At 47.1% G+C, this 23,110-nt stretch carries 25 protein-coding genes and 1 riboswitch; all 25 genes read left to right on the forward strand.

Features of this window, described 5'->3' with window-relative positions; genetic code table 11:
• The first annotated feature begins 133 nt into the window (after positions 1-133).
• The 25 genes from EC604_RS17015 to EC604_RS17135 all read left to right on the forward strand — a co-directional run bounded on the left by EC604_RS17015 (position 134) and on the right by EC604_RS17135 (position 23,104).
• On the forward strand, positions 134-694 hold the full coding sequence (locus EC604_RS17015) for a manganese efflux pump MntP family protein (protein ID WP_123065300.1): 561 nt from the start codon (positions 134-136) through the stop codon (positions 692-694).
• 63 nt (positions 695-757) lie between these two features.
• The gene (locus EC604_RS17020) at positions 758-1,330 is read left to right on the forward strand and encodes a low molecular weight protein arginine phosphatase (RefSeq protein ID WP_123065301.1); all 573 of its coding nucleotides are present in this window, start codon (positions 758-760) and stop codon (positions 1,328-1,330) included.
• Between the two features lie 96 nt (positions 1,331-1,426).
• Positions 1,427-1,508: riboswitch (ZMP/ZTP riboswitch) on the forward strand.
• Positions 1,509-1,875: 367 nt separating this feature from the next.
• Complete coding sequence (locus tag EC604_RS17025; RefSeq protein ID WP_123065302.1) at positions 1,876-2,469, forward strand: TIGR01440 family protein; 594 nt, start codon at positions 1,876-1,878, stop codon at positions 2,467-2,469.
• A gap of 152 nt (positions 2,470-2,621) precedes the next feature.
• The gene (glyA, locus tag EC604_RS17030; protein ID WP_192895124.1) at positions 2,622-3,869 is read left to right on the forward strand and encodes a serine hydroxymethyltransferase; all 1,248 of its coding nucleotides are present in this window, start codon (positions 2,622-2,624) and stop codon (positions 3,867-3,869) included.
• A 431-nt stretch (positions 3,870-4,300) separates the two neighbouring features.
• On the forward strand, positions 4,301-4,930 hold the full coding sequence (gene upp / locus EC604_RS17035; protein WP_090922856.1) for a uracil phosphoribosyltransferase: 630 nt from the start codon (positions 4,301-4,303) through the stop codon (positions 4,928-4,930).
• A 39-nt stretch (positions 4,931-4,969) separates the two neighbouring features.
• On the forward strand, positions 4,970-6,127 hold the full coding sequence (gene wecB, locus EC604_RS17040) for a non-hydrolyzing UDP-N-acetylglucosamine 2-epimerase (protein ID WP_123065304.1): 1,158 nt from the start codon (positions 4,970-4,972) through the stop codon (positions 6,125-6,127).
• Positions 6,128-6,313: 186 nt separating this feature from the next.
• Entirely contained in the window at positions 6,314-6,568 is a 255-nt protein-coding gene (locus EC604_RS17045) for an AtpZ/AtpI family protein (protein ID WP_090922860.1), read from the forward strand.
• Complete coding sequence (locus EC604_RS17050) at positions 6,561-6,938, forward strand: ATP synthase subunit I (protein WP_123065305.1); 378 nt, start codon at positions 6,561-6,563, stop codon at positions 6,936-6,938. The genes EC604_RS17045 and EC604_RS17050 overlap by 8 nt, the downstream gene beginning before the upstream one ends.
• 47 nt (positions 6,939-6,985) lie before the next feature.
• Entirely contained in the window at positions 6,986-7,804 is an 819-nt protein-coding gene (atpB, locus tag EC604_RS17055) for a F0F1 ATP synthase subunit A (protein WP_090922864.1), read from the forward strand.
• A gap of 74 nt (positions 7,805-7,878) precedes the next feature.
• Complete coding sequence (gene atpE, locus EC604_RS17060; RefSeq protein WP_090922866.1) at positions 7,879-8,103, forward strand: F0F1 ATP synthase subunit C; 225 nt, start codon at positions 7,879-7,881, stop codon at positions 8,101-8,103.
• Positions 8,104-8,216: 113 nt separating this feature from the next.
• Positions 8,217-8,705: a F0F1 ATP synthase subunit B gene (gene atpF / locus EC604_RS17065; protein ID WP_090922868.1), complete on the forward strand. Its 489-nt coding sequence runs from the start codon at positions 8,217-8,219 to the stop codon at positions 8,703-8,705.
• Positions 8,702-9,250, forward strand: a complete 549-nt coding sequence (locus EC604_RS17070; RefSeq protein ID WP_123065306.1) for a F0F1 ATP synthase subunit delta — start codon at positions 8,702-8,704, stop codon at positions 9,248-9,250. The genes atpF and EC604_RS17070 overlap by 4 nt, the downstream gene beginning before the upstream one ends.
• Positions 9,251-9,266: 16 nt before the next feature.
• Positions 9,267-10,781 (forward strand): F0F1 ATP synthase subunit alpha, encoded by a 1,515-nt coding sequence (gene atpA / locus EC604_RS17075; RefSeq protein ID WP_123065307.1) that lies wholly within the window; start codon positions 9,267-9,269, stop codon positions 10,779-10,781.
• A gap of 115 nt (positions 10,782-10,896) precedes the next feature.
• Positions 10,897-11,769, forward strand: coding sequence for an ATP synthase F1 subunit gamma (gene atpG / locus EC604_RS17080; RefSeq protein ID WP_123065308.1), 873 nt, complete (start codon positions 10,897-10,899; stop codon positions 11,767-11,769).
• Positions 11,770-11,864: 95 nt separating this feature from the next.
• Positions 11,865-13,268 (forward strand): F0F1 ATP synthase subunit beta, encoded by a 1,404-nt coding sequence (gene atpD / locus EC604_RS17085; protein ID WP_123065309.1) that lies wholly within the window; start codon positions 11,865-11,867, stop codon positions 13,266-13,268.
• Positions 13,269-13,331: 63 nt separating this feature from the next.
• Complete coding sequence (locus tag EC604_RS17090) at positions 13,332-13,736, forward strand: F0F1 ATP synthase subunit epsilon (RefSeq protein WP_123065310.1); 405 nt, start codon at positions 13,332-13,334, stop codon at positions 13,734-13,736.
• Positions 13,737-14,370: 634 nt separating this feature from the next.
• Positions 14,371-14,628 carry a DUF1146 family protein gene (locus EC604_RS17095; RefSeq protein WP_090922880.1) on the forward strand — a complete coding sequence of 86 codons (258 nt, stop codon included), beginning with the start codon at positions 14,371-14,373 and terminating at the stop codon, positions 14,626-14,628.
• Between the two features lie 521 nt (positions 14,629-15,149).
• Entirely contained in the window at positions 15,150-16,496 is a 1,347-nt protein-coding gene (gene murA, locus EC604_RS17100) for a UDP-N-acetylglucosamine 1-carboxyvinyltransferase (protein WP_192895125.1), read from the forward strand.
• A 471-nt stretch (positions 16,497-16,967) separates the two neighbouring features.
• Positions 16,968-18,353: a stage II sporulation protein D gene (gene spoIID, locus EC604_RS17105; RefSeq protein ID WP_123065312.1), complete on the forward strand. Its 1,386-nt coding sequence runs from the start codon at positions 16,968-16,970 to the stop codon at positions 18,351-18,353.
• Positions 18,354-18,546: 193 nt separating this feature from the next.
• The gene (locus EC604_RS17110) at positions 18,547-19,284 is read left to right on the forward strand and encodes a M23 family metallopeptidase (protein WP_123065313.1); all 738 of its coding nucleotides are present in this window, start codon (positions 18,547-18,549) and stop codon (positions 19,282-19,284) included.
• Between the two features lie 170 nt (positions 19,285-19,454).
• Positions 19,455-19,742: a sporulation transcriptional regulator SpoIIID gene (gene spoIIID / locus EC604_RS17115; RefSeq protein WP_024632710.1), complete on the forward strand. Its 288-nt coding sequence runs from the start codon at positions 19,455-19,457 to the stop codon at positions 19,740-19,742.
• 220 nt (positions 19,743-19,962) lie between these two features.
• Positions 19,963-20,961 carry a rod shape-determining protein gene (locus EC604_RS17120; protein ID WP_123065314.1) on the forward strand — a complete coding sequence of 333 codons (999 nt, stop codon included), beginning with the start codon at positions 19,963-19,965 and terminating at the stop codon, positions 20,959-20,961.
• A 103-nt stretch (positions 20,962-21,064) separates the two neighbouring features.
• Entirely contained in the window at positions 21,065-21,949 is an 885-nt protein-coding gene (locus EC604_RS17125) for a flagellar hook-basal body protein (protein WP_123065315.1), read from the forward strand.
• A gap of 79 nt (positions 21,950-22,028) precedes the next feature.
• The gene (locus tag EC604_RS17130) at positions 22,029-22,865 is read left to right on the forward strand and encodes a flagellar hook-basal body protein (RefSeq protein WP_123065316.1); all 837 of its coding nucleotides are present in this window, start codon (positions 22,029-22,031) and stop codon (positions 22,863-22,865) included.
• An 11-nt stretch (positions 22,866-22,876) separates the two neighbouring features.
• Entirely contained in the window at positions 22,877-23,104 is a 228-nt protein-coding gene (locus EC604_RS17135; RefSeq protein WP_123065432.1) for a DNA-directed RNA polymerase subunit beta, read from the forward strand.
• The last annotated feature ends 6 nt before the right edge of the window (positions 23,105-23,110 follow it).

The raw sequence follows: 23,110 nt of genomic DNA on the forward strand, positions 1-23,110 counted from the left end.
GGCGCACTTGATCTGTTTTTCAACGGAACGCTGTATCGACACTTCTGCCCTCCAGTTTCTCTGTATCCGTCATGTTTGAGTCCTTGTCCGCATATCGTGTACAAGAACCTTTATGTGACTTGGGGGTATGAGGATGTGGGATGTGTCTGCCCATGTAGGGCAGTTGGTAACCATTCTGATTATGGCGGTTGCGCTGGGGCTTGATGCATTCTCGCTGGGCATCGGCATCGGCATGAAGGGTATACGGCTGCGGGATGTATTGAAAATTAGTACCGTTACGGCACTGTTTCATGTCATCATGCCGTTTGCTGGCATGTATATGGGTAAGTATGTCAGTTCCTTGCTGGGCAATATTACGAATTATGCAGCAGGCGGACTGCTGGTACTGCTAGGCGGTCACATGATTTTGAATGCATTTCGTGAAGGGGAGACCAAGCTGGTTGATCATCGATCTTTGCTGGGTATTCTTTTGTTCTCGCTTAGTGTCAGCGTCGACTCCTTCTCTGTTGGGGTATCGCTCGGCATGTTCAGCAGTGATCTTGTCCTGACCATCTTGGCCTTTGGTTTCTGCGGCGGTTTGATGTCAATCATGGGTCTGCTTCTCGGACGTAGGGTGAGTCAGAATTTGGGGGATTACGGTGAAGCTGTAGGCGGGGCCATCTTGCTTGCCTTTGGACTTTTGTTTATATTTTAAAAATAATACATGTAGACGATAGAATAGGTAGTTCACATCTTGATCAATGGGGAGGCTAACATAATGAAACATATTTTATTCGTATGTACAGGCAATACGTGCCGCAGCCCCATGGCAGAAGGGCTTATGCGAAAACTTGCATCCGAGCGCGGCATTGAGGTACAGGTTCGTTCCGCAGGTGTGGCTGCGTCGTCAGGTATGCCGATATCACGCCATGCCGAAGCAGTTTTGAAAGATCATCAGGCAGAGGGTCCATCCCAGTCTACACAGCTTAGTGAAGAGTTGATCGAATGGGCAGATCTGATTCTGACGTTAACGAGGAGCCATAAGCAACATGTGATGCAGGTGTTCCCGAATTCTATTCAGAAGACGTACACGCTGAAAGAATATGCCGAGAATGATGCACAAGTGCTTCAAGACCTGGAGGAGTTGGACAGCCTTTTTGCTACACTGGAAATGAAACGAGCCTTGGGACAGGAAATTCTGGCATCAGAGCGAGAACGTGCGATTGAAATTCGGCAGCGCATCCCAAGTTTCGATATCTCCGATCCGTTTGGTGGTAGCCGGGACGATTACAATATTGCTGCGGCAGAGATTCGTACAGCGTTATCCAAGCTTTTGGATAAGCTTGAATAATTCATCTGCACAGAGACAAGATATAGAAACAGAACATGGAATGTAAATTAACCGTTGATTTTCAAGTGGGGTTGATTTATGATGAAGGGGAAAACAGGGATCCGGTGTAACTGGCGACGAAGTGGGCACAACCACAATGGAGCACCGGAACAAACGGCCGGTCGCCTGGGCAAAAGAGCAATTCTGCGATACCCGCAGACTGCTCTTTTTTTCGTCTTTCATCTGATTTTTCGCTATAATAGTACCTGAAATGCCATGCAGCGCATATGTAGAGCAAATATTAACTATAAGTTGAACTATTCATTTACACGTTAACGGAGAGGACAAAAAAACCGAAAGCGTAGCGGTCGCCTGAAAGCTTTCTGCAAGAAAGCTACATCGGAAGCATACGCTTATCTCCGGATTTTCCCCTTTGGAAAAGGGAATCGAAAAAAAACGGGGATAACAGCTACTCTCCAGGTTATTCTGTCATTGGAGTGGACTGTGTAAAATCTTTAATTCAACTTATATAGATAGCGGGCATGATTTTATCGGGAGGCGATAGGATGACTATTGAATTGGATTCGGAACAACCCGGATTGCAGCAACAGACCGCATCGATCCTGCGCGAACTGGCAATTGCCGGTAAGCTTGGGTCTGGCCATGTTGTTGTTATCGGCACGAGTACAAGCGAGGTAGCTGGCCAGCGCATTGGAACAAGTGGTGCCGTCGAAGTGGCAGAGCAGTTGCTTGCAGGAATTCGTGAGGTGCAGACGGAGTTTGGTTTCGACACTGTATTCCAGTGCTGTGAACACCTGAACCGGGCGCTTGTCATGGAACGTGCATTGCTTCATCGGCTCGGACTGACAGAGGTTGGCGCTGTACCTGTGCCAAAAGCGGGTGGTTCCATGGCATCTACCGCCTATCGTTCACTTTCCGATCCATGTCTGGCTGAACATATTCAAGCCCATGCAGGTCTGGATATCGGAGAGACAATGATTGGCATGCATCTTCGCCATGTCGCGGTTCCTTTTCGGACATCGCTTCGTTACATTGGAGAGGCTCGTGTCACAGCAGCACTTACACGTCCGAAGCTGATTGGCGGCGAACGTGCGGTTTATCGAATGGAAGAAGAGCCTAATGCTACTTTTTGTGACTAACGTATAAAGCAAAATGATGTTTACACGAAAACGGAGAGTGCAACACCAATCTGGGGATAGCAGCGATCGTAAGATGGTGATGCAATTGAAGTCAGAAGTGTAACCTGATGATTTGCTTTATAACTTCATTATAATTTAGGAGGAATTTAATCATGGAACAATTGCGTAAAAATGACCCTGCAGTATTGGAAGCGATGAATCTTGAACTGAAACGTCAACAGAACAACATTGAGCTGATCGCATCAGAGAACATCGTAAGTGAAGCGGTAATTGAAGCACTTGGCTCCGTTCTGACGAATAAGTACGCTGAAGGTTATCCAGGCAAACGTTACTATGGCGGCTGTGAGCATGTCGATATCGTTGAAGATATCGCGCGCGATCGTGCGAAAGAATTGTTTGGTGCGGAGCATGCGAACGTGCAGCCGCACTCTGGCGCACAAGCAAACATGGCTGTATATCTGGCAGCATTGAAGCCTGGTGATACCGTTCTGGGTATGAATCTGGCACATGGCGGTCACTTGACGCATGGTAGCCCGGTTAATGCTTCTGGTTTGTTGTACAACTTCGTTGCGTATGGCGTTCAAGAAGACACATTCCTCATTGATTATGATGAAGTTCGCAAAGCGGCATTCAAACACCGCCCTCGTCTGATCGTAGCAGGCGCAAGTGCATACCCACGTACGATTGATTTTGAAAAGCTGGCTTCCATCGCCAATGATGTTGGCGCGCTGTTCATGGTCGATATGGCACACATTGCAGGACTTGTTGCAGCTGGACTGCATCCTAACCCGGTGCCTCATGCGCACTTCGTTACAACAACAACACACAAAACGCTGCGCGGACCCCGTGGCGGTATGATCCTGTGCCGGAAGTCATGGGCAGCTGCCATTGATAAAGCGGTATTCCCAGGTTCCCAAGGTGGACCTTTGATGCATGTGATCGCTTCAAAAGCTGTAGCGTTTGGTGAAGCTTTGCAGCCTTCGTTCAAAACGTATGCTCAGAACGTGGTAAAAAACGCACAAGTGTTGGCTGAAACATTGATCGGTGAAGGATTGAACATCGTATCCGGCGGTACAGACAACCACTTGATGCTGATCGATACTCGTAGCGTAAACATCACGGGTAAAGAAGCAGAACACGTGCTTGATTCCATCGGTATTACCGTGAACAAAAACGCGATTCCGTTTGATCCAACAAGTCCGTTTATCACGAGCGGTATCCGTATTGGTACACCTGCGGCGACTTCCCGCGGTATGGATGAGAAAGCAATGGTAGCGATCGGTAAGATCATTGCCAAGACGCTTAAAAATCCAAAAGACACAGCAACACTTGATCAGGCACGCGCAGAGGTAACTGCCTTGACTGACCAATACCCGCTCTACACCGACCTTAAATACTAGTATTACTTATAAATATTGCTCGTGCTGTTTGTCTTTGAAGGTTGTTAAAATGGAATACAAAGTAACGAAGTGAGCAGAATGAGGCCGTAGAAGCGGAGCGCTCGCATTTATCCCCGAATTTTCACCTTTCTAAGGTGATCATAAAATTTGGGGATAACGGCGATCGAAGGAGCATTCTGGTGGCGGAGTGGTATTGTATTTAACATTTTGCTATTCAACTCACACAACAGCACGAGCAAACAGGACCGGATGAATCATTTTCCGGTCCTATTTTTGTAGGATTTGCTTTTCTGTAATGATTAGGTGCCCTTTGATGGTGTAATTCAGTGTGGGTGATGATATAATATACAGGATTTATCGAGCCTGTGAATGACGGCTAGGTATATTTGGAAATGCTTAACTCATGAAGAACTTACCGGAGGGACAATTTAATGGGAAAATTAGTAATATGTGATCACCCCCTGATTCAACACAAACTGACGTTTATACGCGACATGCGTACAAATACGAAAGATTTTCGTGAATTGGTTGATGAAGTAGCCACGTTGATGGCTTACGAGATTACAAGAGATGTAGAACTGGAATCGATCGACGTACAGACACCTGTAGCGGCAACACAAGGAAAGGTTATCTCTGGACGTATGCTTGGACTGGTGCCAATTCTGCGTGCAGGACTGGGGATGCTGGATGGCGTAGTAAAATTGCTGCCGGCGGCAAAAGTGGGACATGTTGGCTTGTTCCGTGATCCGGAAACGTTGCAACCTGTTGAATACTACACCAAGCTGCCTACAGATGTAACTGAACGTCAACTTATTGTGATTGACCCGATGCTTGCAACAGGCGGATCAGCAATCGCAGCGATTGACGTGCTCAAAAAGCGCGGTTGCACTCAGATCAAAATGATGAACTTGGTTGCAGCGCCAGAGGGAGTAAAAGCAGTACAAGATGCACATCCAGATGTAGATATCTATGTAGCTGCGCTTGACGACCGTTTGGATGATCACGGATATATCGTGCCAGGACTTGGCGATGCAGGAGACCGTCTGTACGGAACGAAATAAGCATATTTTCATGCGGATTAGAAAAGGGGCTTTGCTCAAATGTCCAAAAAAATTAAAGTTATGACTATTTTCGGGGTGCGTCCAGAAGCGATCAAGATGGCTCCGCTTATTCTGGAATTGCAAAAACATCCCGAGTCTATTGAGTCGATTGTTTGCGTAACTGCGCAGCATCGCCAGATGCTGGATCAGGTTCTTGAAGTTTTCGACATTCATCCCGATTATGATTTGGATGTCATGAAGGATCGTCAGACCCTGAACGAAATCACCATTCGTGTTCTTGGCGGTCTGGAGCCGGTTTTGCGTGAAGCTAAACCCGATATTGTGCTCGTTCACGGTGATACGTTGACTACATTTGTAGCCAGCTATGCAGCGTTCCTGCAACAGATTCAGGTTGGACATGTGGAAGCTGGTCTTCGGACATGGAACAAGCTGTCGCCGTACCCGGAAGAGATGAACCGCCAGCTGACGGGTGTTTTGGCTGATCTGCATTTTGCACCAACGGACTGGTCTTCTTCCAATCTTGCCAAGGAAAATAAATCGAAGTCTAGTACCTACGTCACAGGCAACACGGTAACGGATGTGTTTCAATATACAGTACGGGAGGATTACAAACACCCGGTACTTGATTGGGCACAAGGCAAACGCCTAGTGTTGATGACTGCTCATCGCCGCGAATCTCAAGGCGAGCCTCACCGCAACATTTTCCAGGCCGTCAAACGTATTGCTGACGAATTTGAAGATATTGCCATCGTGTACCCGGTGCACCCTAGTCCTGCTGTGAAGGAGCCGGCTCACGCGATTTTGGGGAATCATCCCCGTATTCAGTTAATTGATCCGCTAGACGTAGTGGATTTGCATAACTTTTACCCGCACACTCACTTGATCCTGACTGATTCAGGCGGTCTGCAGGAAGAAGCGCCTTCGTTTGGTGTGCCTGTTCTTGTATTGCGCGATACAACAGAGCGCCCAGAAGGCATCGAAGCGGGTACGCTCGAATTGGTAGGGACGGAAGAGGAACGTGTATATGAACGGACCAAGGCTCTGCTTACAGATGAAGCGCTGTATGCAAGCATGAGTCAAGCTGCTAATCCATACGGTGATGGACATGCATCGGAAAGAATTGTCAATGCGATTTTGCACCATTTCGGCGTAAAAAGTGAGCGTCCGGATTCATTTCACAGAAAGTTCAAAAAATAATTCACATTTTCTGTTGGATTTATAGAGGGGATAGCATACAGTTAAACTGTACGGTTTACGCGGGTTTATGGGCTTTATTGAGCTGTAGACCCGTCGTTTCTCCCTTTAAAACGCTAAAATCAATCAATTGACAAAGGCTCTCATCATTCAGTAAAATTAACTGGGATTGCAAGGGTGGCGAGGAAAATGGCCGATTCGAACAAACCAAATTCATCCCGTAACCATGATGATAAGGTCTGGAAAGCAATGGGGCTCGTGACAGCTTTTGGGATCGAGATTGCCTTGCTCGCTGTTGCCGGATATTACGCTGGCTCGTGGTTGGACAGGACCATTGGAGGCAACGGAATATGGATCGCCGTAAGCGTTCTCTTTTTTCTTGCGGCAGGCGGGGTAAGCATTTACTTTATTGCTAAAAAATTCATGGGGGAAAGTGATGAGTGAACTAGCCAGATATCGCAGATGGATGACCGTTTCCGTCATGTATATTCTCATGATTTGTTTTCTAACGGTTGCGTTTGTACCTCGTTTGGAAACGATTGCTTTGGGACTGGCCCTGGGTGTTAGCATTAGTTTGATTAATGCATTTTACCTGGGCTACAAGGTCAGGAAGATGTCCGATGATGCGGCAGAAGGTAATCTGAAGCGTGTGAACCTGGGATTTTTGACAAGAGCGGCGCTCGCAGTGCTTGGTATTTACATATCGATGCGCTTTCCGCAGTACTTCAATACATATGCGGTTGCAGGCGGTCTGGCCATTGCGCAATTTTCCCTATTAATTATAGGGATCATCATGTCCCGCAAAGCAGAGTGATTTTGAGTGTGGCAACTTTCAGGTAGAGAAAGGGGTGAGAAAAAAATATGCATGAAGCTCCAGTGATTATGCTTGGTGGATTTCATCTGGACTTGTCCGTACTATTGATGTTGATTGTAACCAGCGCCATTGTCTTCATTTTTGCCATCATCGCTACACGGAACCTGTCGGTGGATAATCCGGGAAAGCTGCAAAACTTTATGGAGTGGGCTGTTGAGTTCGTTCGTAATCTGATATCCAGTACGATGGACATGAAGAAAGGCAAACACTTTATTTCTCTCGCACTTACGATGATTTTGTTCATCTTCGTAGGAAATATGCTTGGACTTCCATTCCAGGCCGTTACCGATGTTAAGGATGTTAATGCAGCTACCGTTTTCGGGAAACCAATCGTTACAGCGGTTGAGGCTTATGAAAAGGCTCACGCGAAGGATCCAGAAGCGCATCCACATATCGAGCTGGCTTGGTTCAAATCGCCAACAGCTGACTTGTCTGTAACGATGGGACTAGCTCTCGTAGCTTTCCTCGTAGCACATGGACTGGGACTGTTCAAGAACACTAGAGGTTACCTGAAACACTATGTGCAGCCGTACGCGTTGTTCCTTCCGATTAATATTATCGAGACCGCGTCCAAGCTGCTCACGCACGGCATGCGTTTGTTCGCGAATATTTTTGCGGGTGAGGTGCTGATTGCAACCATCCTCAAATTGACCAGCTTCAAAGTGCTGGGCGCAATTTTCGCAATACCGCTGCTTGCAGTGTGGCAAGGTTTCAGTATCTTTATCGGCGGGATTCAAGCTTTCGTTTTCGTCATTCTAATGATGGTGTACATTTCACAGACCATCGAAACGCACGAAGAACATTAAGTTTTAGACCTGCGGGGATCTCTCCATCAGGCTGAACAATAAAATTGATTTATAATTTTAAGGAGGATATACAAATGGGAGCAATGGCATTAATCGCAGCAGCAATTGTTGCAGGATTGGGCGCTTTCGGCGCAGGTATCGGTAACGGTATGGTAATCAGCAAAACAGTGGAAGGGATCGCGCGTCAACCAGAAGCGAAATCCACACTGCAAACAACAATGTTCATCGGGGTAGGTTTGATCGAGGTATTGCCGATCATCGGTGTGGTACTCGCATTCATGTTCTACGGTGCTGCTTAAGACATAACACAGTACGGCGGGGAAGGCTGTAGCCCTCCGCGCCTTCTTTTTAGCTAGGAACTTATCCTGTAAGGGATAACGGTTTAGGATACCTCCAGGAAGGAGTGAACAGATTGAGTTTCTTATGGGAAAATACGCTTCTTGCGATTATCGCATTTTTGGTTTTATACTGGCTGCTTAGCCGTTATGCTTTCGGTCCGTTGTTCTCCATCATGGAAAAGCGTCGTGAACTCGTAATGAGCCAGATGAATGAGGCTGCTCAGACTCGGGAACAGGCGATTGCTTATGTGGAGGAGCAAAAACAGGCTCTGGAACAAGCACGCAAAGAAGCTCACGACATTATTGAACAGTCCAGACAAACGGGTGGCAAGCAGGCTGAATCCATTCTGGCTGATGCCAAAGCTGAAGCAACTCGTCTCAAAGACGATGCTGTACGTGAAATTGAGAGCGAGAAGAACAAAGCGGTTGCCGCACTTCGCAGCGAACTGGGTACTGCTTCCGTTCAGATTGCTTCCAGATTGATCAAAAAAGAAGTTGAGAACGGTCCAGCACAAGAGGAACTTGTGAACCAATACCTCAATGAGGTAGGGGGCCGACAATGAGCCGCGATACGATTGTTGCCAAGCGTTATGCAAAAGCATTGTTCGAAGTTGCTCTTCAGCAGCAGCAAGTGCTTGAAGTTGAACAGGAACTGCGTGCTGTTGTCAGTGGATTAACCGGAGATCAAGAGATTATCAAGTTTATTGTTTCTCCGAACATCTCTGATGAAGCCAAGCAGAATGTGCTTCATGCAAGCCTTGATGGCAAAGTGTCCGAACCTGTCCTTCGCACGGTTTTGCTTCTGATTGAGCGTGGCCGCGTGGAATTGTTGCAAGACCTGTTGAATGATTATGTGAAAATCGAAGGGGATTCCCTTGGAATCGCCGATGCTCGCGTATACTCGACCTATGCATTGAATGAAGAAGAGAAAGAAGCGGTAGCCCGTGAGTTCGGTGGCCGTGTGAATAAAAAGATCCGTATCGAGAACATTGTTGATCCTGCACTGCTGGGCGGATTGAAAGTCGCCATTGGCGATACGATCTATGACGGCAGCTTGGCTGGCAAGCTCGAACGTCTTGAGCAGTCTTTTAACAGACGAGTACAGTAGATTGGGGTGAGGACACTTGAGTATCAAACCAGAAGAAATCAGTACATTAATTAAGAGTCAGATTGAACAATATAAGACTGATATCGATGTAGTCGAAGTTGGTACAGTTATTGAGGTTGGTGACGGGATCGCCCGTGTATACGGACTCGAGAATGTCATGTCCAACGAGTTGGTTGAGTTCCCAAGCGGTGTAATGGGCCTCGCCATGAACGTAGAAGAAAGCAACGTGGGTGTCGTTATTCTGGGACCTTACTCGGATATCCGTGAAGGAGACCAAGTAAAACGTACAGGTCAGATCATGCAAGTGCCAGTTGGCGAAGCATTGATTGGACGCGTTGTGAACCCGCTCGGTATTCCAGTGGACGGCAAAGGGCCGATCGCTACAACGGAATTCCGTCCGGTAGAAGGTAAAGCACCAGGCGTTATGGACCGTAAATCGGTTCATGAGCCGATGCAAACAGGGATCAAAGCGATTGATGCGATGGTTCCGATCGGTCGCGGACAACGTGAGTTGATCATCGGTGACCGTCAAACAGGTAAAACATCGATTGCGATCGATGCGATCCTGAACCAAAAAGGTAGCGGCATGAAATGTATCTATGTGGCTATCGGTCAGAAGCAGTCCACTGTTGCTCAGGTCGTAGAAACGTTGCGTCGTAGAGGTGCAATGGAATATACGATCGTAGTAACGGCATCCGCTTCCGATCCATCCCCATTGTTGTACATTGCTCCGTATTCCGGCTGCTCCATGGGTGAGTACTTCATGTACAAAGGCGAGCACGTGCTTGTAGTATATGATGACTTGACTAAACAAGCAGCTGCATACCGTGAGTTGTCCTTGCTGCTCCGTCGTCCTCCGGGCCGTGAAGCTTATCCGGGTGACGTATTCTACTTGCACTCCCGTTTGCTGGAGCGTGCTGCGAAGCTGAATGATGAACTTGGTGGTGGTTCTTTAACCGCTCTGCCATTCATTGAAACACAGGCTTCGGACGTATCTGCATACATTCCGACCAACGTAATCTCCATTACAGACGGTCAAATCTTCTTGGAGTCCGACCTCTTTAACGCCGGACAACGTCCAGCGATCAACGTAGGTATCTCGGTATCTCGTGTCGGTGGTTCTGCACAGATCAAAGCGATGAAAAAAGTTGCAGGTTCCCTGCGTCTCGATCTCGCACAATATCGTGAGTTGCAGGCGTTCTCTCAATTCGGATCTGACTTGGATAAATCCACTCAGGCTCGTCTGAATCGTGGTGCGCGAATGATGGAAATTCTGAAGCAAGGTGTAAACCAGCCGCTTCCTGTAGAACAACAGGTTGTCAGCTTGTACACTGCGGTTAAAGGGTACTTGGATGAAATCCCGACAGGTGATGTAACTCGATTTGAGCGTGAGTTCCTTGCGTTCATGGAGAGCAACCATGAGGAAATCCTTGGGTCCATCCGTGATACAAAAGAATTGACAGCAGACAATGAGAATGCACTTAAAGATGCAATTGAGAAGTTCAGAAAGAGCTTCGCTGTCTCTGTCTAAATAGATTCATGTAGCTGCGGAGTTGTTTAACCGATTCCGCATGTCTGCATGTGTAACTTGTAACGAAGCTTACGAAGTAACTTTGGCTTTGCCAAAGTTTTGAGGTGGTGAAATCATGGCAAAAGGCATGCGCGAAATTAAGCGGCAAATTAAAAGCGTACAAAGCACAAAGCAGATCACCAAAGCAATGGAGATGGTTGCTGCTGCAAAACTGCGTAAAGCGCAGGAAAAAGCAGAGGCTGCCCGTCCCTATTCAGAGAAGCTGAAAGAAGTTGTGGCAAGTATCGCAACAAGCACGCAAGGCATTCAGCATCCTATGCTGGATAGCCGTCCGGTGAAAAAGACAGCATATCTGATCATTACGTCGGACCGTGGTCTTGCGGGCGGATACAATGCGAATATTTTGCGTCAGGTTAATCTGACGCTGAAAGAGCGTCACAACTCTCAGGACGACTATGAATTGTTTGTTATCGGACGTAAAGGGCGCGACTATTTCAGACGTCGTGAAATGGCTATGGCTTCCACGATAACGGATTTGTCGGATTCACCTGCATTCGCCGATATCAAATCCATTGCTCATGAAGCGGTTCATGGATTTGAACTGGCTAAATTTGATGAATTGTACATCTGTTATAACCGCTTTGTAAATGCGTTGACCCAGATTCCAACGGTCGAAAAACTTCTTCCTATGGATACACCTGAGTTATCTGCTGCGGATGGACCGACTGCAAGCTACGAGTATGAACCTTCAGCTGAGGCTGTGCTGGAAGTTTTGCTTCCGCGTTATGCGGAGACATTGATTTACGGCGCATTGCTGAATGGTAAAGCGAGTGAGCTGGGCGCGAAAATGACGGCAATGGGCAATGCAACCAAAAATGCATCGAAGCTCATTAACGATCTGTCATTGACATATAACCGTGCCCGTCAAGCAGCGATTACGCAGGAGATTACGGAAATTGTGGCAGGTGCCAACGCAGCACAAGGCTAACCGTTTTTTATTTAATGAAGGCTTGCACTGCAAAAATGAATGAACGGAACTTTATTTTTGTCAAAGTAGCAGGCTTGTAGGAGGGGAACGTTAAGATGAACAAAGGACGCGTTGTGAGCATCATGGGTCCGGTTGTTGACGTCGAGTTTGATCGCGGCGGTCTGCCGGAAATCCTCAATGCCATTACGATCACTACAGCAACCGAAAGCGGCGTTAGTGTAAATCTTACACTCGAAGCTTCGAAACATCTGGGTGACAACCGGGTACGTTGTATCGCGATGTCCTCCACGGACGGTCTCGTACGTGGCATGGAAGCCGTAGATACTGGAGCTCCAATCTCTGTACCTGTCGGTGAAGCGACACTGGGCCGTGTATTTAACGTACTCGGTGAGGCAATCGATACTGGCGGTACAGTAGCAGCTGAACACAAAAATCCGATTCACCGCTCTGCTCCTGCATTCGATGAACTGACTACCCAAGCTGAAATGCTTGAAACAGGTATCAAAGTTATCGACTTGCTGGCTCCTTACGCAAAAGGTGGTAAAATCGGTCTGTTCGGTGGTGCCGGTGTAGGTAAAACGGTAACGATTCAAGAACTGATCAACAACATTGCGCAGGAGCACGGTGGTATCTCCGTATTTGCCGGTGTTGGTGAGCGTACACGTGAAGGTAACGACTTGTATCACGAGATGAGTGATTCCGGCGTTATCAACAAAACAGCAATGGTCTTCGGACAAATGAATGAGCCACCAGGCGCACGTCTTCGTGTAGCCCTCACAGGTTTGACGATGGCGGAATATTTCCGTGATGAAGAAGGCCGTGACGTGTTGCTCTTTATCGATAACATCTTCCGTTTCACCCAAGCGGGTTCAGAAGTATCTGCCTTGCTTGGACGTATGCCTTCCGCGGTAGGTTACCAACCTACGCTGGCAACCGAAATGGGTCAATTGCAAGAGCGTATTACTTCAACGAAAAAAGGATCGGTTACATCCATCCAGGCGATCTACGTCCCTGCGGATGACTACACTGACCCGGCTCCTGCAACAACGTTTGCTCACTTGGATGCAACAACAAACTTGGAGCGTAAAATCTCCGAGATGGGTATCTACCCAGCGGTAGATCCACTCGCATCCAGTTCCCGGATCTTGTCTCCTGAAGTTGTTGGCGAAGAGCACTATAGCGTTGCACAAGGTGTAAAACGTATCTTGGCACGTTATAACGAACTTCAAGATATCATTGCGATCCTGGGTATGGACGAGCTCAGCGAAGAAGACAGAGCGCTCGTTTATCGTGCGCGTAAAATTCAACGTTTCTTGTCCCAGCCTTTCCACGTTGCTGAAGCATTTAACGGTATTCCGGGTAAATACGTTCCGGTTAAAGAAACGGTGCGCAGCTTTAAAGAGATTCTCGAAGGCAAGCATGACGATCTGCCGGAAGCAGCATTCCTCTTCGTGGGTACAATTGAAGAGGCAGTGGAGAAAGCTAAAACACTGGTATAATCTGAGTCCAGGATTGTCCTTATGAAGCGAGCTATCCTTCGGATAGTTTCAGGAGGGATGGAATTGAGCACCTTTTTGTTGGAAATCGTAACGCCTGAGCGTCTGGTCTATTCACAACAAGTGGACAGCATCATTGCTCGTGGTATTGAAGGGGAACTGGGGATTCTCCCTGGTCATATCCCGATGGTTACACCTTTACAGATTGCACCAATCATGATCAAAAACGGAAAAGAGAACAAGCAGGTTGCCATTGGCGGCGGCTTTATCGAAGTACGCAAAGATAAGGTTGTTGTACTCGCAGAGAGTGCCGAATTCCCGGAAAGTATTGATGTGGATCGTGCGCGTGCGGCTAAAGAACGGGCAGAACGCCGGCTTGCCAGCCAGAGCAATCAGGACCACTTTGATCACCGCCGTGCAGAGATTGCTTTGCAAAAAGCGGTTAACCGGATCAACGTGTACGGCAAATAAAGTGATTCATGGAACCCGGTGGCATAGTCTACCGGGTTCTTTTAATCTTTCACGAGGAAATCAATCCAGTGGAGTACAACGATAGTATGCCACTACATTATTTAATGAATTCGAACGTTAGAGAGTGTTCTCTTTATATAGTATGAATGTACTTTACATGATTAGATTCACCTTTCAATGATAAGGTGAATAACATGTAGGACTTAAGTAGTATAGGCATATCCCCCTGATAGAACTAATTTTACGAGACTTAGTTGAATTATTTCCGAGGAAATGACAGAATCGATATCGTTATAATGCTCTTTGATGTCGTTTTAGTCACACAATACTGGCGGATAATAATTAAAATGTTTTTGAAGTGGAAATCAATGTAGTTGACAAGTAATAGTGAAACAGCCTATATTCCTTAGAGTCGGCAGATGCAAGAAGTTGGATACTAGATTCCTTCATCATGCATAGCTGAATTGCTGTTGCTTGGTCATGTAGGCATCAGATGATCTTGTCAGATCGAGGGATACCTGACAGTTGAACAGACTTGTTTCCTGCTTCGAACATTCCTGTGTACTAACAAGTTATGGGGGCAAGGCATATGATATGCCGATCGTTGCAGCAATGAAGGTGGAGGTAAGAAGATATGGGTAATGATCTGGCAAATCAGGTGAACCAGACATTGAGCACCAACAGCCTGATCTCAATTGTCGTTTCTCTTATATGTATAGCGATTACATGGTGGTCATTGCAAAATCTGAAATTGGATTTAGTAATCAGACAGCCGAAGGGTCCTCAGGGAAGACTGTTACATTTGTTGCTTGCCATTATTTTAGGGCATGCCGTTGCAGGCTTTGTTATTGATTATTTGTCTTGGACTCAAATGTTAAGAAATTTGTTTTAATGTTGAGATGGTTGGTTAATCATCTGTTAGGTTCTTCAAGCGGCTCATTGTCGAATAACATCGATTAATTGTGTTAACAATTAGAGTATGAGCTGTCGGCCAAAATGTAAGAAATAAATGTGAACGTTCAACGGAACGAATTTGAAGTGTTTATGTAAAAAATGCTTGTATCGGACAATTCAACAATGTTATGATGGAAGTTAGGGAATTCACAATTTTTCACTAATTATGTAGGTTATAAAGGGGATATCCGGTAGTTACCGGCTAAAAACCATCCCAATTGGTCTGTTCTGATGCTAAGATGGCCTTTCTAATGAGTTCTCAAGCCATGAAGCAGGATGTACAGTACACATGGTATCATCGATATGAATTATACAAACCAATTCTTTTCTGATCAGACATCTGTGCGTACATGCCAGAATTTGTCGAAATTCCACACACAGCAACAGTCCTTTCTATCACAGTGGGGCTTACGTATTCCGGAATGAGGAAAAGGGAATAAAAGCGCGGAGGGAACCATGATGAGCAAATTTATCGTCCGCGGTGGCAAAAGGTTGACCGGAAGTGTCAAAGTTAGCGGCGCTAAAAATTCTGTTCTTCCGATCATCGCTGCCTCTCTCTTAGGGGAAGAAGGACAAAGCGTTATTATTGACGCACCTCCTCTAGACGATGTGATGACGATTAACAAAGTGTTGGAATCGCTAGGAGCGGGAGTTACATACCGGGACGAAGTGATTACCGTAAATGCGGAGAACCTTACTTCCTGTGAAGCCCCGTATGAATGGGTTAGTAAAATGCGGGCGTCTTTTCTGGTCATGGGGCCTTTGTTGACGCGTTTGGGTCAAACAAGAATCTCACTGCCTGGGGGATGTGCCATAGGTACACGACCGATTGATCAGCATCTCAAAGGGTTTGAAGCCATGGGAGCCGAGATCAGCTTGGGCCAAGGTTATATCGAAGCACGTAGCCAAGGACGGTTGCGCGGGGCGAAAATTTATCTGGATGTGGCTTCTGTAGGTGCCACTCAAAATATTATGATGGCTGCAACTTTGGCCGAAGGTGTAACGGTTCTGGAGAATGCGGCGAAAGAACCTGAGATTGTGGACCTGGCTAACTTCCTGAACGGGATGGGTGCAAAGGTTCGCGGAGCCGGTACAGGCGTCATTCGTATCGAAGGTGTAGAGAAACTGTCTGGTGTTAAGCATACGGTAATTCCGGATCGTATTGAAGCAGGAACGTATATGGCTGCCGCAGCAATCTCTGGTGGCGACGTATACGTTGAAGGTGCCATCTCTGATCACTTGGGTTCCGTCATTGCGAAACTTGAAGAAATGGGCGTAACAGTACAACCTGACGAGAATGGTGTGCGTGTTATTGCAGACCGTCCACTCAAAGCAGTGGATGTCAAAACGTTACCATACCCAGGATTCCCGACAGATATGCAATCCCAAATGATGGCTTTGTTACTTGCATCCGAAGGAACGAGCGTTGTGACGGAAACGGTTTTTGAGAACCGCTTTATGCATGTTGATGAGTTCCAATTGATGAACGCAGAAATCAAAGTTGAAGGAAGATCCTCTATCATTACAGGCAATGCTAAGCTGAAAGGTGCTAAAGTGACAGCTACAGACCTGCGTGCAGGGGCTGCTCTGATTATTGCTGGCTTGGTCGCTGAAGGCACAACTGAGGTAGGTGGCGTACATCACATCGACCGTGGTTATGTACATTTGGCAGAAAAGTTAAATGGCCTTGGGGCAGATATCTACCGGATTTCGGTGGAAGAGCCTAAGCTGGATGCTGTAAAAGCGCCTAGCGAAAAGGTTGAGGAAGAAGTTTCTATGTTCAAAGTACAACCAACTTGGGCGTAAATCCTCATTTATATCACATAGCGTTTATTTCTGTATCGCTACTCTACTGTGGAGATTGCAGGATTAAAATAACGTATCATATTTGTATGATGAAGCTAAGCCTCCGGGCTTGGCTTTTTTGTGTTCTTTATGCAAGTTCGAACGATATATGAGGATGGTCTGTTAAAGACCTGATTCTATTAATACCTGATCCTAACTCTGTATAACATAACATCTAAGTTTGGTTCTATTTTGACCATATGAAAGAGCGGTTATTCCATACCGATTGATCGGGATGCACTGTGTAACCTGCGTAGTAACAGTGCTTTCAAGCATCTACACTAACAAAGGACGAGTTGATTATTAGATAACAACGGTTCTCGTTTCTCTTAAATCCGGTTCTATCAGATCGAGTGAACTCATATCTTAAACTATGGATTTGAGAAAAGAACCAGCCATGATCTGGTTATCGACAACGGAGGGGTATCACGGATGAAAGAAGCTCGTGTACAGGTGAAAGTGCCTCTTGTCCCGCGGCCCGGAATGCTGGGATCAGAGGAGAGTTCAACCCAGGATGCAGAGAAAGACAGGCTCGCTACTGAGAAGAAAAGAGGTAACCCGCTACAGGTGGCGAAAATGCACATAGTAATAGGGAGTAAGCAAGAAACGATACATGCTAAACCTGGGGAATATGTTACAGAGGAACTGAAACAGGAAGCCACAGAGCATATAAATATCCCACTTATTGAATTGGATGCATTTCGTAAGGTGAAACGTCGCCTTATGCGTACCTTCGGTCGCCGTCGCCACTGGGGACGTCACCCAGGGCTTTGGCATCCTGCCACAGCGGTATCAGCACTGCTTGTTCTGGCGATATGCATTCCGGTCATCCTGGTGTGGCCGCGAGCAGGCGAGCAGACAAAACCAACGCCTGCTCCTACAGATGCGAACCCTAGCAAAGGTCTAAATACTCCTAGTCCTGTACCTGCAACGCCTGTAAGCTATCCTGAGCCGAATGTGCGTGTTTACTTGTCAGCTGCCGGGACAACGTTAGAATTGCCACTTGAGTCATATGTGACGGGAGTAGTTGCTGCCGAGATGCCAGCTGAGTTCAGACTGGAAGCTTTGAAGGCTCAGGCGATAGCCGCTCGCACTTTTATCGTGAGAAGACTTGTTGCAAATGATACAAGTGGCGTACCTTCAGGTGCAGCAGATGTCACGGACACGATTAGTCATCAAGTCTTCATTCCACCCGATGAGGTAAAGGCTGATTGGACAAGGCTGGGTAAAGCGAAGGAGTGGGAAAAACTTCAGCAGGCTGTTCGTGAAAGTCGCGACGCAGTTATGACGTATCAAGGCCGCGCGATCACAGCATCATTTTTTTCAACTAGCAACGGATATACGGAAAATGCAGAGGATGTGTGGGGCAACGTTGTTCCCTATTTAAAAAGTGTAGCTAGCCCATGGGACAAACAGCTTGCGCCAGGTTTTGAAGAAACCGTTACGATGAAGCGCAGTGAAATATTGCAGAAGATGAACCTGGATGCAATTCCGGTCTCAGCAGATCAGAATGGTTCTTGGATCAAAGTGTTGTCTACGACCAAAGGACATCGTATTAAAGAAATCCAGATTGCAGGCGAAACGTTCAGTGGCCCGGAAGTCCGCAAACGCCTCGGGCTCAGATCAAGCCAGTTCAGCTGGAAAACAACAGGTGATGAAGTACAGATTACAACGTATGGTTATGGTCATGGGGTGGGTATGAGTCAATGGGGAGCGAATGGTATGGCGCAAGAGGGGCGCACGGCTACCGAGATTTTGAAACATTATTACACCGGAATTTCCTTCGGACAGGCATCCAAGATGCTAGCCTCAAAGTAGGAGGGATAAATATGGTGGATGTTTCTCTACCAACCTCCCATTACGGAGCTTTTAAGATTTGGCTATATATGCGGAGCGGGGCACGCACTAACTACCCATATATAGCATTCTTTGAAAGCTGTGTGAAAATTTTTAGAGTCGCGCGTGTATAAAAGAGTTGCACCCGGTAACACTTGTTACTGAGGTGATCAAGATGAATGAAAACAACAAAAAAACAATCCAAGAAGAAACTCCTAAAACAACTCAAGGAGTACCGGCAGCTCAGCCCTCTTCATGGAGAAAAGCAATGTCCAAACGTTGGGTTTTCCCGGCAGTCTACATCGCAGCAGCAGGCATTATACTAACTCTAGTGTGGGTCTATCAGGGAACAGGCGATAAAGCACTGAACCCGGACTCTCCTAAAGAAACAGTAGAAACAGGTGCAGCGAGCAATGAGGGAGCCGTTACAGGTGGGGATCAGGAAAGTGTGGAAGTTGTTGCAAAGTCGGAAAATTTCGTATGGCCAGTAGCATCCCCGTCCGAGATTTCGGTCGTGAAACCATTCTATGACAACGAGGCTTCAAGTGAAGAGCATGAGGCAGCGATGGTGCAGTACAATGACACATTTATTCCGAATACGGGTGTCGATCTGGCACGCGGTGATAACAAATCATTCGAGGTCAAAGCAGCACTCAGCGGAAAAGTTACACGTGTTGAGCAAAATCCGCTTACAGGTCAAGTGGTGGAGATTACTCACGGCGATAACCTGAAAACCGTTTACCAAAGCCTTGCAGACGTCAAAGTGAAACAGGATGATGAAGTGAAGCAAGGAGATGCGATTGCATCTGCTGGTGTGAGCGAGCTTGGCAAAAACCTGGGGAACCACCTTCACTTTGAAGTTTATGAAGATGGTCAGCCTGTAAACCCGCAAGGATATCTTCCGGAAAAATAAATGATTTTTACCGCACTAACATGATGGGCAGGGGTGAATAACCTCTGCTTTTTTATGCTTTTCAGAAAATAATGGGACCTTCGAAGCTTGTCACACCTCTAAACCGCGAATATATAGGCATGCTCCTCATATAATGTACCAAACTATCCACACAGTAGGGAGGCGGGAGCGTGCACGATTACATCAAGGAACGGACCATCAAAATTGGTCGCTGCATTGTTGAGACAAGAAATACGGTCCGTACCATTGCCAAAGAATTCGGCGTGTCAAAGAGTACTGTGCATAAGGATCTGACGGAGCGTCTGCCGGAAATCAACCCTGATCTTGCTGACCAGGTCAAACACATTCTGGAATACCATAAGTCGATCCGTCATTTGCGGGGCGGTGAAGCGACCAAAATCAAGTACAAAAAAACGAGTGGAAAAAAACGTGAGGTGCTGGCTTCCGCCAAATCATAAGCAAGTTCTTCGAGAACTAGGCCAAAAAGCTCACAGCATGGATTGAATCCCTCCCCTGAAGTATGATATGTTAAAAGCTGGTACAGGATCGAATTATGACATCTTATCAGCCCGATTTTTACATATATATGTTGCACTTTGTCGAACGAGCGGTGACGTGATAAGAGACACTTTTTCACAGGATACGCTGACCAAATAATATCACTTTGGGGGCTCTTTTATGTTTAGCAAGGATATCGGTATTGATCTCGGCACGGCAAACGTGCTTATTCACGTGAAAGGAAGCGGAGTTGTGCTCAATGAACCTTCCGTCGTGACCATTGAAAGCGATACGAAGCGGGTCCTTGCTGTCGGGGAAGAGGCGCGTCGTATGGTGGGGCGTACGCCGGGTAACATTGTTGCCATTAGACCGCTGCGCGATGGCGTTATTGCGGACTTCGAAATTACGGAAGCCATGCTTAGACATTTCATTAGTCGTGTCGGGGCAAGAAGCTGGTATAGCCACCCGCGAATTTTGATCTGTGCACCAACGAATATCACTTCCGTAGAGCAGAAGGCCATCCGTGAAGCAGCGGAGCGCAGCGGTGCCAAAGAAGTATTTCTTGAAGAAGAGCCGAAAGCGGCTGCTATCGGAGCAGGTATGGATATTTTCCAGCCGAGCGGCAATATGGTCGTGGATATCGGCGGCGGAACGACTGACGTTGCAGTCCTGTCTATGGGCGACGTAGTCACCGCCTCTTCTATTAAAGTTGCTGGGGACAAGTTTGACGAAGCGATAACCAAGTATATCAAAGCCAAGTATAAGCTCATGATCGGTGAACGCACAGCGGAAGATATTAAAATTGCAATTGGTTCCGTGAACCCGGCTGGACATCAGGCGGAGATGGACATCCGCGGCCGCGATATGGTAACCGGTCTGCCGGTTACAGTCACGGTGTCTGGCAGTGAAGTGCAGGAAGCGCTATGGGATTCCGTGCAATCCATTATCGTTGCGGCCAAGTCGGTACTGGAGCGCACACCACCGGAACTGTCTGCGGACATTATTGACCGTGGTGTCGTTTTGACTGGTGGAGGCGCATTGCTGAACGGATTGGATGAACTGTTGTCCAATGAATTGCATGTTCCGGTATGGGTTGCAGAGGATCCGATGCACTGCGTTGTTAAAGGGACAGGCATTATGCTGAATAATTTGGATCAAGTGGTTAAGAAAAAGTTCTAGTCTGCCGATATAAAAAGCAGGCAGGTTCACCGAAAAGGTGAACAGAACGGACAAACAGCCACCTGTTATGCAGGGACAAGCGTTTGAGGAGAGGGGTTCATTCATGTTAAGAGGTCTGTACACCGCTGCTGCGGGAATGATTACAGAGCAACGCCGCCATGACACTGCTACACAAAATATCGTAAATATGAACACAACGGGATACAAACAGGTGAATAGTGTAAACCGCTCCTTCCCTGAAATGCTCATTACTTTAACGGGCGGGGATGCGAATCTTCCAACAAAGCGGCTGGGCAGACTCAACTCGGGCGTATTCGCCGAGGAAAGTTTATCCATGAATGTTCAAGGCGCTCTTATGGAAACGAAGCGTACAAGTGATTTTGCAATCTCATCGAATTTGAGTGTGAATGATCCGCAGACCAACCAACCGGTTCCGTTTGATGCTTCCGGCAAGTTTGTACGAGCAGATGGAACGGTCACGTACCAGCCGCAAGCATACTTTACCGTTCGCGATGCGCAAGGCAACACTCGTTATACACGCGATGGTCATCTGGAAGTGAATGGAACAGGACAACTTCTCAGCTCTACTGGTTCTCAGGTGCTGGACAGTAATGGGCAACCGGTTGTATTGACAGGTTCTGTGGAGCAATTTAAAGTGGATGAGCAAGGCCGCCTTGTTAATGCGGTTACAGGTGTTCCAACAGGCGTTACGCTTGGAATCAGTATTATTGACCAGCCGAATCAGCTTGTTCGCCAAGGTGACGGTAATTTTAGCCTGAATGAAGATGATGGTGCAACGGTTCGGACGATGGGGGCTACTGATAATGTACAGATTCATCAAGGTTATCTGGAAGGGTCGAATGTAGATGCCTCTCAGGCTACCGTTGACATGAATGCGGCATTTCGTGCCTATGAAGCGAACCAGAAGGTCATTCAGTTCTATGATCGCAGTTTGGAAAAGGCTGTTAACGAAGTTGGTCGTGTCTAACACCAATTGTAACCATATAACCGCGTATGATGGGCGATAAGCCCTTTGCGGAGCAAAGCAGGGGAGGTAAAACCACCGCATGAATAATTCCATGATTAGTGCCAAGGTGTCCATGACTGCAATTCAGCAGAGGCTGGATGTCATTTCCGATAATATTGCCAACGTGAATACGGCAGGCTATAAAAGTAAGCAGGCAAGCTTTGAAGATGTATTGACCCGTACACAGCAGCAAGATGACAAGTACAAGCAGGATGGACGTTCGACACCGATGGGATATAACCTTGGTTTTGGAGCACGTCTGGTCAATCTCACCAGAGATATGTCACAAGGTAGCATGAAGGAGACAGGCAACCCGACAGACCTTGCTATTGAGGGAAATGCGATGTTTGCTGTTCAGGCGGATGGTCAGAAAGTATGGACACGTCAAGGCGCATTCCATTTTGTACCCGATATGCGTCCAAAAGCAAATCCGAACGATCCTGACCTGATGGTACTTGTCAACGACGATGGCCATTTTGCACTGAATCGTCAGGGACAGCTGGTTACGGCTCCGAGGGACAGCACGGTTGCTTTTGATGAAAAAGGTAATCTGCTGGTACGTCAGGGTAACGGCAACGCTGTGATTGCAGGACAGTTGCAGATGGTGGATATCGAGCGTCCTGAAGGATTGGTGCAATTAGCTGACAATCTGTTTGGTTTGGATGCAGGATTAACCGAGAATGATGTATTCGGGGCTAATGCAGCAACACGTGTACCTCAGGCATCGATCCGCACCGGTTTCCTTGAACAATCCAACGTGGATATGACACAGGAGATGGCACTGCTCATGCAAGGTCAGCGGACTTATCAACTGGCGGCACGGGCGCTCACGTCCAGTGATTCCATGGCGGGTCTTGCCAATAATATGAGAGCATAAAGGTGAATGGGATGACAGAAACACAGCAGCAGAACAACAAGCCGGAACAGAAGGAAGTCAAGAAAAAAAAGAAGAGTTGGTGGCGCATCGCAAGATGGTTTCTGATTCCGATTTTGCTTGTTCTTGCCCTCGCTGGCGGAATGGTCGCTGGGTATGTGGTACTGGGCAAACAGGATATCGGTTCCGTATGGCAATGGAGTACCTGGAAACATGTCTATGATCTGGTATTTGCTCCATAAGATAAC

The sequence above is a fragment of the Paenibacillus amylolyticus genome, assembly GCF_003719335.1.
GTDB classification, from domain to species: Bacteria; Bacillota; Bacilli; order Paenibacillales; family Paenibacillaceae; genus Paenibacillus; species Paenibacillus amylolyticus_D.